This is a genomic window from Vibrio sp. M260121, assembly GCF_036533715.1.
Lineage (GTDB): Bacteria > Pseudomonadota > Gammaproteobacteria > Enterobacterales > Vibrionaceae > Vibrio.
In genome coordinates this window covers 115,191-129,301 of sequence record NZ_JATABF010000003.1, presented here as the reverse complement: position 1 = coordinate 129,301, position 14,111 = coordinate 115,191, and the positions used below count along the sequence as shown (strand labels likewise).

Annotated in this window: 10 protein-coding genes; 3 read left to right on the top strand and 7 right to left on the bottom strand. The window is 44.9% G+C overall.

Going from position 1 to position 14,111, the window contains the following annotated elements; genetic code table 11:
• Positions 1-2 precede the first annotated feature (2 nt).
• The 4 genes from QTO06_RS03290 to QTO06_RS03275 all read right to left on the bottom strand — a co-directional run bounded on the left by QTO06_RS03290 (position 3) and on the right by QTO06_RS03275 (position 6,459).
• Positions 3-1,682: a DUF342 domain-containing protein gene (locus tag QTO06_RS03290; RefSeq protein ID WP_331406856.1), complete on the bottom strand. Its 1,680-nt coding sequence runs from the start codon at positions 1,680-1,682 to the stop codon at positions 3-5.
• Positions 1,683-2,104: 422 nt separating this feature from the next.
• Entirely contained in the window at positions 2,105-4,144 is a 2,040-nt protein-coding gene (locus tag QTO06_RS03285; protein ID WP_331406855.1) for a GNAT family N-acetyltransferase, read from the bottom strand.
• Positions 4,145-4,259: 115 nt separating this feature from the next.
• Positions 4,260-5,234: a ParB/RepB/Spo0J family partition protein gene (locus QTO06_RS03280; RefSeq protein WP_012130357.1), complete on the bottom strand. Its 975-nt coding sequence runs from the start codon at positions 5,232-5,234 to the stop codon at positions 4,260-4,262.
• Between the two features lie 7 nt (positions 5,235-5,241).
• Positions 5,242-6,459 (bottom strand): AAA family ATPase, encoded by a 1,218-nt coding sequence (locus QTO06_RS03275; RefSeq protein ID WP_005428912.1) that lies wholly within the window; start codon positions 6,457-6,459, stop codon positions 5,242-5,244.
• 1,242 nt (positions 6,460-7,701) lie between these two features.
• Here QTO06_RS03275 and QTO06_RS03270 point away from each other — a divergent pair.
• Positions 7,702-9,672 carry a replication initiator protein RctB domain-containing protein gene (locus tag QTO06_RS03270; protein ID WP_005435856.1) on the top strand — a complete coding sequence of 657 codons (1,971 nt, stop codon included), beginning with the start codon at positions 7,702-7,704 and terminating at the stop codon, positions 9,670-9,672.
• A 323-nt stretch (positions 9,673-9,995) separates the two neighbouring features.
• On the opposite strand, the gene QTO06_RS03265 is transcribed toward QTO06_RS03270, so the two are convergent.
• From QTO06_RS03265 to QTO06_RS03255, 3 genes are read right to left on the bottom strand one after another with little or no spacing between them, the layout of a single operon-like run.
• On the bottom strand, positions 9,996-10,463 hold the full coding sequence (locus QTO06_RS03265; RefSeq protein WP_331406854.1) for a transcriptional regulator: 468 nt from the start codon (positions 10,461-10,463) through the stop codon (positions 9,996-9,998).
• Positions 10,463-11,395 carry an ATP-binding cassette domain-containing protein gene (locus QTO06_RS03260; RefSeq protein WP_331406853.1) on the bottom strand — a complete coding sequence of 311 codons (933 nt, stop codon included), beginning with the start codon at positions 11,393-11,395 and terminating at the stop codon, positions 10,463-10,465. The genes QTO06_RS03265 and QTO06_RS03260 overlap by 1 nt, the downstream gene beginning before the upstream one ends.
• Entirely contained in the window at positions 11,392-12,246 is an 855-nt protein-coding gene (locus QTO06_RS03255; RefSeq protein ID WP_009706696.1) for an ABC transporter ATP-binding protein, read from the bottom strand. The genes QTO06_RS03260 and QTO06_RS03255 overlap by 4 nt, the downstream gene beginning before the upstream one ends.
• 361 nt (positions 12,247-12,607) lie before the next feature.
• On the opposite strand from QTO06_RS03255, the gene QTO06_RS03250 reads away from it, so the two are divergent.
• Complete coding sequence (locus QTO06_RS03250; RefSeq protein WP_009706697.1) at positions 12,608-12,805, top strand: PA3496 family putative envelope integrity protein; 198 nt, start codon at positions 12,608-12,610, stop codon at positions 12,803-12,805.
• Between the two features lie 165 nt (positions 12,806-12,970).
• Complete coding sequence (gene ribA / locus QTO06_RS03245) at positions 12,971-14,029, top strand: GTP cyclohydrolase II (protein ID WP_331406852.1); 1,059 nt, start codon at positions 12,971-12,973, stop codon at positions 14,027-14,029.
• Positions 14,030-14,111: the final 82 nt, after the last annotated feature.

Genomic DNA, 14,111 nt, shown 5'->3' with positions numbered 1-14,111 from the left:
AGTTAAATCGCGACGACGTCTTCTTCCTCTAAATTTGCCGCCACTTTGATTTCGTATTGGTTAAAGCTAAACACACAACCGCCGTGGGTGCGTTTGGTTGTCACCTGTTCGTCTCCAAATTGCACTGTAACGCGCGTAAATACGCGATCTTTGGCTTCGACAATATTCTCTTCCAGCGAGACTTCAAACTCTTGCTCAGTGTGTTCTAGCTTCTGTTTAACTTCTTCAAGGCGAGCATTGTTTTGCGCTTTCATTACTTCAATTTGAGCTTGCTCTTCATCGGTACGTTCAGCTTTGGGACGCTTCTTAAATTCAAGTTCCTTACGAATCACATCCATCGTGCCTTCTTGGGCAGATTTGTATTCTTCTTTTAAGCTGGCAATGCGCTCTTTGTACAAGGCGTAACGAGCGAAAGCCTCGACTTTCGTTGCGGTATCGCCCTCTACACCAAGTTGCGAACAAAGCACCTTGCTTCCGACTTTGGCATCACCACCGCTTAAAGTGCCGTTTTTACCGCTGGCATCAAGTACCGTCAGGTTGCGTCCACACTCAATGTCGTTATTCATGCTGTGCACAGCGAGCTCTATATCCTCGCCAGACTGCAATTCACAATACTGGGCGTAACTGGCACGAATCGATGTTTTGGTTCGAACGTGGCAACTCTTCGGCTGACCATCACTGACTGTGTGGCCAATTATGCCCTTCGCCACTTGGATATCACCCTCAGCTTGTACATCCGCAGATTCAATAAAGCCACCAACGGTAATAGAGCCTGTCGCTTTGACGATCATGCCAGATTCAATGTTGCCGCCAATGATGACATTGCCTTTAAACTTAACGTGTCCAGTATTCACGCCCACACTGTTGAGACACAGTGCATTATCAACTTCGATGGTTTTGTCTTTGATGAGAGGCGTACCAGATACAGAAGCAATCAGAAGATTAGGATCGGCTTTGCTAATTTCCGTTCCTTTACCAGGTTTAATCGGACTGTCTTTGCCTGCTTGAGGAGGAATTACGCGTCCTTGCACAGTAAAACCTGGAATACCCTTGGTTGCAGGCGTTCGACGCATAACCTCGTCGCCAATATCAACGGCAATGGTTTCACCCAAGTTGCGTAAATCAATCTTGTCGCTGGTCGATTGGCCTTCTTTCGGTTTGAGGATACGTTTGGTGATGTCTTTGACGAGTGGCGTAAAGATGGCGTCTTTACCTTTGACGGGTTGTTTGCCAACGGCGACAGGTTGAGTGAAGGTTTCTCCGGGTTTGAGTTGATTGCTGACGACCATAACTTTTTTAAGCGCCAACTTATTGATGCCTTTCGATACTCTTGCATGAGCCAGTGCTTGAACGATTTCAGGGCCACGCAAACCACGGCCACCAAAAGCACCTACAATGTTCATGCTAGCAAGCATGTCGTTGTTCGACAGTTCAACTTCTACCTGAGCATTCTTAATCTGTGCGACGACGACGCCTTCGTATGCTTCTGCTTTACGCTCACGAGCACAGTTAATGAATCGAACCACTTCAGCGTCATCAACAAACGCCTGACTTGCATTCATTGCTTGAAGCTGTTCAGGCAACTCCTTTTGATTTAGCTCACCTCCGAGTTCAATATCTCCCGGTAGACGGGCAAAAATCCTCGTTTTGTCTTCCGACCATTCAAGGCATATCTTCCACATAACCAATCCATCTGCTACCCATCACCCAATTCAGTCTAACCAAAATCATTTTCTGAACAAACCTCTCAATTCTCAGAATCAGGCTCACATCACTAAAGGAAGCCCCGCGACTTATGAGCTAGAGATAAGCTTACTCAGAATTTCTAAATCCGATTTAGATTCATTTTTTGCGTTGTGCTCTCCCTACTTTACCAATGCATCACGACCTGTCTTTGAATAGATGGTAAAGCATCCCTACTGGGTAATCTGACTTTAAGGGAAGTTTATTATTTAGCTCATTTTATATATAACTAATAAGACAAGACTTCCGTTTACAGTGTAAATTGAGATTGGCCTTACATCTCAACCGTCAGCCTCAGCAAAATACCAAATAAAAAAGGAGAGGATTTACAGTGTAAACCCTCTCCTCCCGTTAACCACTTTTACAGTGTAAATTGCTTGTTCTGTTTACACTGTAAATTTAGCAAAACTTGTAGTTCATTCCTTATCTGCGCTTCAACTTGCTTACGTCCCGGCAAGCCATATTGCTTAGCGTACTCACTCCAGTCTTTGTTTAAGAATAATTTACTGATCATCAAATCAGACACATCAGCCAAACCACATTGCAGTAACCATTGCTGAATCCAAATAGAGACAGATTCAAAGTTGTTCCCACCTTGAGCATAACTCTCGATTAAAGTGCGCTTCGTTAAATGGAACTGGCAAGTAGATGCCGAGGCAGGCAAGAGTGCACGAAGCAAACTTGGCTCTAACTTAGGATAAGTAGACGCCGCACTCAATGGCAACAGTTCTTCGAACAACGATTTAGCTTCGTTTATCCAACCTTGTTGTGAGCCACACTGACGAACCATCAACAACGAGTAACACCCACTTGCCGCATCTCGCATACTTCCAAGACGAATGGATTCAAAACCAGATTGCTTCCAAAACGTAATCAGTTCTTCTGTTGCACCAAAGCTGGTGGACAAATAAGAGATATGAGGCGGCGTAGTTTGTTCCAACTGCTTCAACATTTGATGGCCAATACCCTGCCCTTGCAAATCTGGATGAACCGCAATTCGCATGACTCGCAAAGTGGAAAGCGCCCCCACATCAGCATAACCAAGTTGATTGATAATAGTCACTGGCGTCAGGTGCCCTTTCGGGCGACGTTTCCCAAACTGAATATCTTTAACGAGATTCGAATCGAGATTGCCCTCCTCCACCGTTAACATCACCCCGACGACGTCATTGTTATTCTGAGCTACGTAGATCTGACAATGTTCATCTTGCAAAAGATGCAGCAAATCATTCGGTGAGGTTTGATAGTGCGCATTAACGAGCAACGCAAAGCACGTTTTCAATACGGAAGGATTAGAAATCAACGCTGACTTACGGAGGTTGATTAATGAAATATCGCCAAGCTCAGCAGGCTGACTCGGGGTAAGTTCAGCATCCAGTAAAAATGCTTGGTAAAGCCATGCTTCTAAATTATCGTTTGTCGCCCATCGAATAGGTTGTTGAAGATGACAAAGCTTCATTCCGGGTCTTTGCTTTTGTAGCCAATCAACAAACTTAAGCGTAAAGCCGCGGCCACAACCTTCATAACCATGAATGGTGGTTGAGAACACGAGACGATGATATTGCTCAGTAATTTGCTTAAGCATAGGAACTGGAATCGCAGCAGCTTCATCAACCAACAACAAATCACACTCAGGTAAAGTAGAGAGTAATTCATCCGGTGCGATGAACTGAATGTAGCCCTGCCCCGCTTCCAATCGGTCTTTCTTAACGCGCTGTGCGGTTGATAGCATTCTCTGTGCGTGCTGATAAACAGGTTCAACCGCTTTGATGCTTGGCGCTGTGACGAGAATTCGTAATGGCTTTTGCTCTAGAAGCTGCGCGCATGCAATGCCTAACGCACTGGTTTTTCCTCGACCACGATCGGCGGTTAATACTAAAGGACGTTTGCGATGCCCTGTCACCACTTTTTCGATAAAAGAAACCGCTTCAGCTTGCTCACTGTACTGTTGCGCTTTTTCCGCTTGGGTGAAATCTGGCAACGGAGGTAATGGTAAATTCTCCTCAATAACGGTGAGTTGTTGCCATTGCGTTTGCAGCCACAGTTCCGCTTCATCCGCGTCTTGCGTTTTGTTGGCGACCACAATCAAAAGCCCACCGCCGACGAGTGCACCAAGAGCCGAGGTAAAACTGTTGGCGTCAAACTCTTTTCTCGCGTCAAACAGCAGAACGTCACACTCACGGCCGAGCAACATATTGCCTTGTTTTGCATTTACGCAGTGGGTATTTTCTAGTTGCCAATCCCCTACACAGAACCAAGTTTGATTTTGTTGCTTTTGATGGAAGTAGGCAATCAAGGCGTTTTGCCAATCGGCATCACCGTAAATCACCACGCCACTACGTTGAAAGGCTTTGTAAGATTGGAGCTGAAGCTGAGAAAGGAATTCAGATTGTGCGAGCATTACGTATATCCAAGCATTGAACTAACGCCATGTTATCACATCTCGATTCATCGAGACTTTGCCAAATTGCAGACATAAAAAAACCGCCCGGAGGCGGTTTCAAAAAAGAAGAGTTTTACTTCATTTTGCTCTCAACGAAAGCAAGAATTTCTTCCATCAAGCTGTCGTCAACTTTCTTCAAGTTAAGAGCAAGGTTGTTACCTTTACGGCTGTAGCTTGCGCGACCTTTAACTAGATCGACTTTTTCAGCTTTCTTAGCCGGCTTCGCTGGCGCTAATTCTGCAATCCAGCTTTCGATGCTTTCTGTCACTTCTTTAGTAAGACGAGCCACACCTTGAGCTGTACTGCGCTGCCACAAATAACCTTCCGACGTGCGACACTTATCCAACAAGTTTTGTTGTTGTTCACCGTTCAATGTCGAGAACTGCTTATGCAGCTTAACAATTGTTGGACGACCTAAATCACCAACATTCGGATAAGCTTGCAGAAGTTCAAGCGGAAGTGCCGCAGCTTTTAACGCGCCGCTCACCAATGCTTCACTGCACTGGAACATTTTTGCTAGTGCTTTTTGGTCTTCAGCTTCGCCACTTTCAAGTTTCGCCTGCATCTCTTTACCTTTTTCGTATAGAGACAGTGGCTTGTGCGCGTTTGCAACATCAGAAAGGAATTTCGCGTGGTCTGTGTTGATGCCGTCACCAACGTAAACCAAGAAATCCTGTCCTGCTAAGATACAAGACATACGACGGCGGCTACCGTCTAATACTTCAATCTTGCCATCTTCTGTGCGACGACCAACCGCTGGATACTGTTGACCACGTTCTTTCAACGTCACCAACACATCCGATAAAGCGTGTTCGTTTAGGAAAGATTGCTCACGAGCGTTCTCTGCAAATACGCTCGTGTCTGTCGCCACTTTATCCGCAGGAATGCGCACCAATTCAAACTGAACGGTGTTCTCGCCTGCTACAGCAAGTTCGATAGTTTGTGCTTTGTCTTTTGCCGCCGTTTGCGCTTCTTGAGGTGTCGCAACACGACGCTTATTGGTTTTACCAAATAATTTCGCGTTTAATTCAGACGTTTTCAATGCCATTTATTCATTACCCCTGATTCAATGACGGCCAGTTAGAGTGCAGTACGCGCTCTAGTTCTAGTGCACTCTTGTGTACCGCATCTTGTGCAGTCGCGAGTGTTTTCTTACCACCTTCGAAGTCGCCTACGGTCAAATCAAACACTGTACTGTAGGTGTCAGCACAGGTTTCGAATGCACGACTACGAGGAATAGTGGCCATCATAACTTGGTCACCTAGAAGATAGTTCATTTCAGTTAGAACAGAAACTTGCTTCTTGTTGTCGTCTTCAAACATGGTTGGCATCAAACGAACAAACTCAAGACCGTTCCAATCTTCTGGGAACATCTCGTAAACCGTTGGAAGGTGTTGGAAGAAGTTTACTGTTGAAGCCCAGTCAAGACGCTTCGCTGCACAAGGAATCAATAGCGCGTTTGATGCGTACATTGCGTTCCATACTAGCGGGTCAACGTGTGGACCGGTATCAATCATAATCACGTCGAAGTCATTCGCAATCTTGTCAATCAACTGCTCTTTTAACAGACGAACGATGTCTAGCGACGGGTCTTCAGAGAGTGTTTGCCACGCTTCTGCGTTGAACATTGCGTCTTCTGGGAAAGCAGAAATCGACTTCAAGTTCGGGTATTGCGTTGGCAACAACACGTTCTTGTGTAGAAACTCACGATCGATTTCAACGCCATCTGGTACGTTACCAAGCATGATATCAACCGCTGAATAGATGTTGTCATGCTCTGCCACACTAATTTGTGGGTTCAAGAACAGACGCAGAGAGCCTTGAGGGTCAAGGTCAATCAAACAAATGCGGTAGCGTTTATCTAGGTTTAGCGCCAGACATGCGGCTAAGTGAACCGCTGTCATCGATTTACCCGTACCACCCTTTTGGTTTTGTACGTTGATGATCCACGGTTTGTTTTCAGAATTCTTTTTGCGTTCATGGAATTTAGGCACTTCTGCCGCATCCATTAGCATGTGCGCTTCTTCAAGCGTGATTGAATAATGGTTGGCATTATTCTTTGTAAATTGATGACCTTCCGCTTCCATCTTACCGATAGCATCGTCCAGCTTACGGCGAGTCAAACCTGAGCGGGTTTCCATCATTGCCTTAGACATTGGTGGGAAGTAGTTGTCACTACGCTCTTCCAAAACAATCTCAATACGGTCAGCTTGAACTTGTTGCGTCAGTTCTGCTAATTCCTGGAGATTTTCAATCGTTGTTTCTCTTTTCATGCCAAATTCCGTTGGAAGGATATCTGCATTTAATTGTACAGCACTGCAATCCAAAAACAACAAAAAGGTGAACATGCATTTTGAATAACCATCACATAAAAAACACTCACAAACGCCTGTTTTATGATTTCACCTTAAAAACATCACAAAATTTAATCAAATCTATGCCAATAAAGTGCTTCAAACTTTGAAAGAATAAAAATGTCACACTGTCACGTATTTACAATGTAAATCTACAGTTTTTCCGGAACGATTATAGAAAGACGCTAAATTACGGATAGTGTGAGATGAATCTAGTGTTTGACGATGAATGAGCGTTTTTAATTAAAAACACGAGAAGCAACGACCTTGATCATACATCCAGTATGCTTATTCATGTAAATAAGCGATATTGAACGGAAGAATGATCAAGGAAGCATCATGATCATTCTTCCGTCGAGAGCAGCAAACACGAAAGCATGATCAAGGAAATTATGTGTCCCAGTACATTGCACATCGATTTTTCAATGCGATCAATTTATCGGAAAAATGATCAAGTGAATTTCAGCCTCGGAAGCATGCTTTTTCACGGCCAATTTACGGACGAATGCAGATAGACTGGGGGATAGAGGCCAAATCAAAGATAAAAACGTGGAACGATGAAAATAAACCGAAAACAAAATGTAGAACGCGATATCATGATCATGCTTCCGTTTGTTTCGGGATAATACAGAGAAACAAGGCGTGCGATGTAAAATTGGACAAGGTTTCAGCATTTGCGCAAATAGTATTCACAAGCAGCGACAGAACGATGCAAAACGACGCTCTTGATCATTGTTCCAAAGGTAAAAAACCATTGCTTTACCGCAAACGAAGACAAAGTTTTCCAAGGCGTACCTTTATTTCTGTGGATAAGTTGTACAAACATCATGATCATCGTTTCACGACCTTTTTGATCATCTTTTCAGAAACTTAATGATCATGCTTACGGCGCTTTGTGATCATGCTTTCTGACTTTTGTTGATCATCGTTTCGGAATAATCATGATCATAGTTCCGAATTGCCGCTTTAAAATATCTATTTAAAACATAAGCTTACGTCGTTAAAAATCTCCAGATCATTAGATCATATAATCAATTAAGATCAGATTAATCAAAAAGATCAGTTATTTAAAAAACAAAGATTTTTTCTTTATTTATGATCTGTTTTTCTTTATTCTTCGGAACCATAGCAAAACTACGGCTAGTGTGATCTGGATCTAAAATGACGGCTGATGAAAAAATTCTGATTAAAGCGCCAAGAAGCCATAAGGATGGGCACCTTTTTGAGGTACACGAATCTTCTGCAGATTGGGTAGAACAATACCAACACTTCAAAGGGGTTACCAAGAGCATCTTAGAGTTGCTTAATCTGATCTCCTTACGAGGATTCAGCAGCAAAGACGGTTTGGTCTCCACAACAGAAATTGTGGCAGCAACCGACGGTCAACTAACCAGAGCCGCATTACAACAACGCTTACGTGCTGCCGTTAACATTGGTTTGTTTACTCAAACACCTGTGCGCTTTGAAGAAGGCCTTGCAGGTAAAACCATGTTGCACAAGTTCGTTAACCCTAACCAGCTAATCTCAGCCTTGGGTGCCACCAGCTTAGTCACAGAAAAAGTTCGTCAGAGCGAAAAGCAAAAACGTTCTAAGGCTTTGGCACAAACCCAAGTGAACAAACGCCTGTTGAATGAGCATGGTCTGAATACCCCACCGATGATGAAGGATGAAGCGGATCAATTTGTCGTCTCACCAACTAACTGGGCAGGGATCATCGACCAAGCTTTAGCGCCACCACGCACTCGTAAGAGCTACCAAAAATCCATGGTGTCGATCTCTGGCACCAAAGCTGTGATTGAAACACGATCGTCGAAAAACATCATGACCGTGGACGATCTGATGACGCTGTTTGCTCTGTTTACACTGACCGTGCAATACCATGATCATCACAAAGATCAGTACCACATGGATGCGGCGCATGTGCCGAATAAAACCCCGTTGTACATCACGGATATCCTGTCATTGCGTGGCAAGAAAGACAGCGGCCCGGCACGTGATTCAATCCGTGACAGTATTGATCGAATTGAATTTACCGATTTCCAATTGCATGAGCTAACTGGCCGTTGGCTAAGTGAAAACATGCCAGAAGGCTTCAAGAGTGATCGTTTCCGTTTCATTGCGAGAACCATTACCGCATCGGAAGAAGCGCCAACAGAAGGTGCTGACGGCGAGATTCGCATTAAGCCGAACTTGTACATCCTAGTCTGGGAACCTTCGTTCTACGAAGAACTGCTGACGCGTGATTATTTCTTCTTGTTCCCGCCAGAGATTCTGAAACAGCACACCTTGGTGTTCCAGCTGTATTCGTTCTTCCGTAGCCGCATGGTGCGCAAACACACCGATTGCATGTTGCTGAGTGAGTTGAACCAAAAACTGGCACGCAACATCGAATGGCGTCGTTTCTCAATGGATCTGATCCGTGAGTTGAAGCGCCTGTCTGACGGCAAAGGGACGGAAGATCTTTTTGTTGTGAACTTATGGGGTTATCACTTAACGATCGAGACCATGATCGAAAATGGCAAAGTGATGGACTACCAAGTCGACATCAAATGCGATGTGGAAGAGGTATTGCGCTACTCTCGCGCTCGTACAACCAACGCAGGAAAGCGCAACATGGCGCCTACGCTGCCAAACCCACTTCGTAATGAGATGGTTACAAGGCAGCAGCTAGACGAGCTCTCAGGCATCATAGACGGCGAATTTGAGCCTATTCAGCGCAAAGCACCATCTCCACGTGGCAATTTGGGCCGTCGAGTGAAACAGAAAAAGCACCTGGTCGAGATTAACGCGGACGAGATAACCATTACTCTATCTAAATATACCTCTCCAGAGGCCCTAGAACGCAGTATAACGGCTTTATCGGCGATGACAGGGCATTCCTATGCCTCAATCAAAGAAGAGTGTTCTGAGTTCATTGACAAGCTTGATTATCTGCGAGTAGGGGACGCCCCTCTGCCATACGAGACATTGAGCAAAACGGTGGAGCTGTTTAACGGCCAAAATGACGTGAAACATCTGACTATCGAGCGTTTGATCGCTGGGTTGGCTGTTCGTCGAAAAGTGTGTCGTCAGATTTTTGAAGGCCACATGGATGAGATGGTATTCAGAGCGCTTGATGAAATGGCGATTTAATATGAATCACGTGGATGCTTTTCGAGTGATAAGCGTGACGAATTGATTCAGAATGTAACAATGAATTGCACTGATGGAAATCAGACCTAACTCTTACAAATCACTGACATTGCGGTTCCGAGGGCAGACTAAGATTTATCCCGAATAGACAACCTTTTGTCCTTTCTGATGATTAATAGATTGGCTCATATTGTTACATTCATTCTGAATAGACTTCGCGAGTTTCTCCTCAAGAAACTCGCTTTTTTTTATCTAAAATTCCTGTCCTGTGCACCTGCTTAAACTGACAAGTCCCCGTCTGTTACCTTGATCATCTTTCCGAATCAATGACGTAACCCTTGATCATGCTTCCTCGTTTCATTCCAATTCAACGATCGCATCAACGCAATGTGTGATTCGATCAAGCTGCTCGCTTGTTGTTGCCATTCCGTTTGATCGTGTTGCTGATTACAAAACTCTAACGCCAGAACGGTCAAATGTTGTAAGCGTTTGAGACACCAATCCTTGATAAGAATATCGGTCATTGGTTGGCAAGCCGATTGTTCGAGCTTCGCACCCGTGTATTGGAGGATTTGGAAGGCTTTTTGATGGTCTTGATGCCTAGCGTGTTGAAAGACTCTTAAACAGCCATCTAGCCAGCAAGCGATCGCTTTACTCTGTTCGTCCGTCAGTTCTGGACCAAACACAGCGACAGGCGCTTGGTATAAGATCGCTTCTAAGCTTTCTACTTGATCATGCTTCCGATTGTCGTACCAATCTGATAGTTGATCTTGCCAGGTCATCAAATCCATTAGGCTGCCTCAGTCCATTGTTTTACAAAGTGATTTGGTCCGATTTGATCATAGTCTTCGACCACAACGCTGCTGCGACTACGGATCTCATCGGCATCTATTGAATAGTTTGGTTCACTTTCCACCAAGTTACCAAATGGCAGATCAGGATCCGGTACCGCAGAGATCAATAACTTAGTGTATGGGTGCTGTGGATTCTTTAAGATCGCTTGGGTATCTCCCCACTCGACGATCTGCCCTTTGTACATCACTGCCGTTTCTTCTGCGATGTAATGCGCGGTTGCCAGGTCGTGAGTGATGTATAGGAACCCGATCCCCAGTTCTTGCTTCATGCGTTGCATCAGATTGAGTACGCCCAAGCGAATCGATACATCCAGCATCGACGTCGGTTCATCGGCAAGAATAAGTTGTGAGCCTACCGCTAGAGCGCGCGCCAGATTAACGCGTTGACGCTGGCCACCACTGAGTTCGTGAGGGAACTTGTTCAGCGTTTCCTCTGGCAACTCTACCAAATCCAACAGCTCTAGTAGTTTCGCTGGGATTTCTTTGTCACTTTTCACTTGCTTATGAATCTTCAGTGGGCGAGTTAAGTGATGGCGAATAGTATGGGTTGGGTTTAAAGAGCCAAACGGGTCTTGGAACACCATTTGAACCTTACTGCGGTAATCCTGAATCTCACCACGAGCAGTAATGTCGTTGATGTTTTTGCCATTGAAAAGGAGCTCACCATCGCTGGCTGGATAGACCTTGGTAATTAATCGCGCGCAGGTGCTCTTGCCGCAACCTGATTCGCCCACCAGCGCGAGGGTTTTGCCTGCATAAAGATCAAAGCTAACGCCCTGAAGCGCACGGAAGGTTTCTTCTTTGGCGAAGCCACCACCGACTTTGAATTCCTTGATCACGTTTTTCATTTGGATGATCGGTTCACTCATGCTGGTGCTCCTTCCGTTTGTGGCTGTTTATGTACATCGTGAATATTCGGGAACGAAGCCCAAAGCTTTTGGGTATATTCGTGTTGAGGATGATTGCGGATTTCGTATGAGCTATTCACTTCAACAATCTTGCCGTGGCGCATGATGGCAATGCGGTCGCACAATTGGCTCATGAGCGCTAAATCGTGGGTAATAAAGAGTACTGAGAAGCCAAACTCGTCACGTAACTGATAGATTTGCTGCAAGATTTCACGTTGAACCACCACATCGAGCGCCGTGGTTGGCTCGTCCATGATGATCAGTTTTGGATTGAGGGATAGGGCAATCGCAATCACCAAACGCTGACGCATGCCGCCGGAGAACTGGTGTGGATATTCGCCCAGACGATTTCTCGGAATGTTGACCAAGTCGAGAAGCTTTTCCGCGCGGTCTTTGGCTTGCTCGTTGGTTAATCCTTTGTGGTGGCGTAATACGTCGGCAAATTGCTCCTGAACGGTGAGAACCGGATTCAGTGAGTTCATGGCACTTTGGAACACCATTGCAATCTCGCTCCAGCGTAGCGTATTAAGCTCATTATCAGGCAGACGAAGGATGTCTTTGCCTTCAAATAGAATTTGCCCACCAGAGATAAACGCGGGCGGCTTGTGCAGACGGTTGATAGAGAAAGCAATGGTACTTTTACCACAGCCTGATTCACCCGCCAGACCAAATATTTCGCCTTTACCAATATCAAAGCTCACCGATTTCACAGCATTGAAGTCGCCGTTATCGGTGATGTAATCCACACATAACTCTCTGATCTGAATGACAGGATCAGAGTGATATGCCTGATTCAGGTTTAGTTCACTCATCATTACACCTTACCAATACAAAAGATAATTATTATCATTATCAGGTGTGTGAGATTTGCGAAAGGCAAAACCGTCTAATCAGTGAAGTGACTCGAAAGTTGAGTGTAATAAAAAGAATTTTTTCCGTTATGGAAGTGTGAATTTACGAGGGAAAAATGAGAGCTGGATCAGCTCACTTTTCGTAGGGGGAATTCTTCAAATTTAATCGCTAAAAACGCGCTTTGCAAAAACTAAATGATGAATCTATTAACGAGTTAGTGAAAGGTCGAAAGGGGTCACATTTCCCCACAGTTTTTCTTACCTCTGCATTGGGGGTTTGCTATAGATTACCCATCGAAAACATGGTGTGTTCGGAGGAAATATGTCCATTAATTCTATCGACCATGAAGAGATGAGCAACATCGCTCACAAATGGGAACTCCCTGAAGAAGAAACCGTTGTGAGACCTGAGAAAACCGTGAAATCTGCCGAAGCAAGACGTCGTATTGAAGCTCTTCGTGAAATCCGTGAAAGCGGCTTGAGCATCGAAGAAGCAAGGGAACTTGGCTTAATTCACTAATTCTCGCACTGCGGAATTAAACCATGGGGTGGTCATAAGACTGCCCTTTTCATTTTTATGATTTACAACCAGTTATTTGACTTTCTCTCCCTGCGTTACTAAAGCTTATATCAATAGCAATATGCTTTTTGTTGACTATTAAACAGCAACGTTAGGAGTACGATTATGGTTGATCAGATCCTTTTCTATGAACCCGATGAATCCCACGGTTTCCTCTCCAACTTTTGCCAAGCGCAGATAAGAGTTTCTACCCAATCTTGGCCCACCAGCGAACACTATTACCAAGCGCAAAAATTCAACGACCGCGCACTACAAAATAAAATCCTCACTGCAAAAAGCCCCGACGAAGCCTTTGCTTTAAGCCGCAAATATCAACATCTCGTCCGTGAAGATTGGGACGACGACAAACTCTCCGTAATGGCGTTTATCGTCCGTGAGAAGTTTCTACAAAACCCGCTACTAGCCCAACAACTGATGGAAACAGGGAATGCCTGCTTGACCGAACACTCGCATAAAGATGCCTTTTGGGGTGACGGTGGTGACGGCTCGGGTGAAAACCATTTAGGGGAGATTTTGATGAATGTACGTGCTGAGCTAAAACACGTCGAACCTTACAACTTGGTGCGCTTTGTCGATAAAGCCAAGCTGCCAACCCAATGGGGCACGTTTATCATGCATGGTTTTATCGAGAACGCGACGGGAAAAGAACATCTGGCTTTGGTGTATGGTGACCCTGCAAACAGTAAAGCACCGCTGATTCGTCTGCATTCAGAATGTTTAACCGGTGATGCCTTGTTTAGCACTCGTTGTGATTGTGGTTTCCAGCTTAACCGTGCATTACAAAATATTGTCGAAGAAGGTTGTGGCGTGCTGCTCTACTTGCGTCAAGAGGGCAGGGGAATTGGCTTAATCAATAAGATTCGTGCGTATCACTTACAAGATGAAGGTGCAGACACGGTCGAAGCCAATGAGCGCCTGGGTTTTGCTGCTGATATGCGTGATTACGCGTTTTGTAAGGGGATGCTCGACCACCTGAATATTGATCAAGTGCGTCTGATGACCAACAACCCACGCAAGCTTGCAGCGCTGAAGAAGGTGAACATTAACGTAGTTGAGCGGGTACCACTACAAGAAGGCAATAACCCAAACAACCAACATTACTTACAAACCAAAGCTAATAAGCTTGGCCACATGTTCGACCCCAAATTTGTCGAACAAGATTAAGCGCTCGAACAAGATTATTCGCAGATACGAGATAAAGATGAAACCGCCAGCTTATCCAAGCTGGCGGTTTTTTCATGATTGG

Excerpts from the sequence above, each read along its gene's own strand:
- QTO06_RS03290 (WP_331406856.1), bottom strand. The coding sequence starts at position 1,682 with ATGTGGAAGATATGCCTTGAATGGTCGGAAGACAAAACGAGGATTTTT.
- QTO06_RS03285 (WP_331406855.1), bottom strand. The coding sequence starts at position 4,144 with ATGCTCGCACAATCTGAATTCCTTTCTCAGCTTCAGCTCCAATCTTAC.
- QTO06_RS03280 (WP_012130357.1), bottom strand. The coding sequence starts at position 5,234 with ATGGCATTGAAAACGTCTGAATTAAACGCGAAATTATTTGGTAAAACC.
- QTO06_RS03275 (WP_005428912.1), bottom strand. The coding sequence starts at position 6,459 with ATGAAAAGAGAAACAACGATTGAAAATCTCCAGGAATTAGCAGAACTG.
- QTO06_RS03270 (WP_005435856.1), top strand. The coding sequence starts at position 7,702 with ATGACGGCTGATGAAAAAATTCTGATTAAAGCGCCAAGAAGCCATAAG.
- QTO06_RS03265 (WP_331406854.1), bottom strand. The coding sequence starts at position 10,463 with ATGGATTTGATGACCTGGCAAGATCAACTATCAGATTGGTACGACAAT.
- QTO06_RS03260 (WP_331406853.1), bottom strand. The coding sequence starts at position 11,395 with ATGAGTGAACCGATCATCCAAATGAAAAACGTGATCAAGGAATTCAAA.
- QTO06_RS03255 (WP_009706696.1), bottom strand. The coding sequence starts at position 12,246 with ATGAGTGAACTAAACCTGAATCAGGCATATCACTCTGATCCTGTCATT.
- QTO06_RS03250 (WP_009706697.1), top strand. The coding sequence starts at position 12,608 with ATGTCCATTAATTCTATCGACCATGAAGAGATGAGCAACATCGCTCAC.
- ribA (WP_331406852.1), top strand. The coding sequence starts at position 12,971 with ATGGTTGATCAGATCCTTTTCTATGAACCCGATGAATCCCACGGTTTC.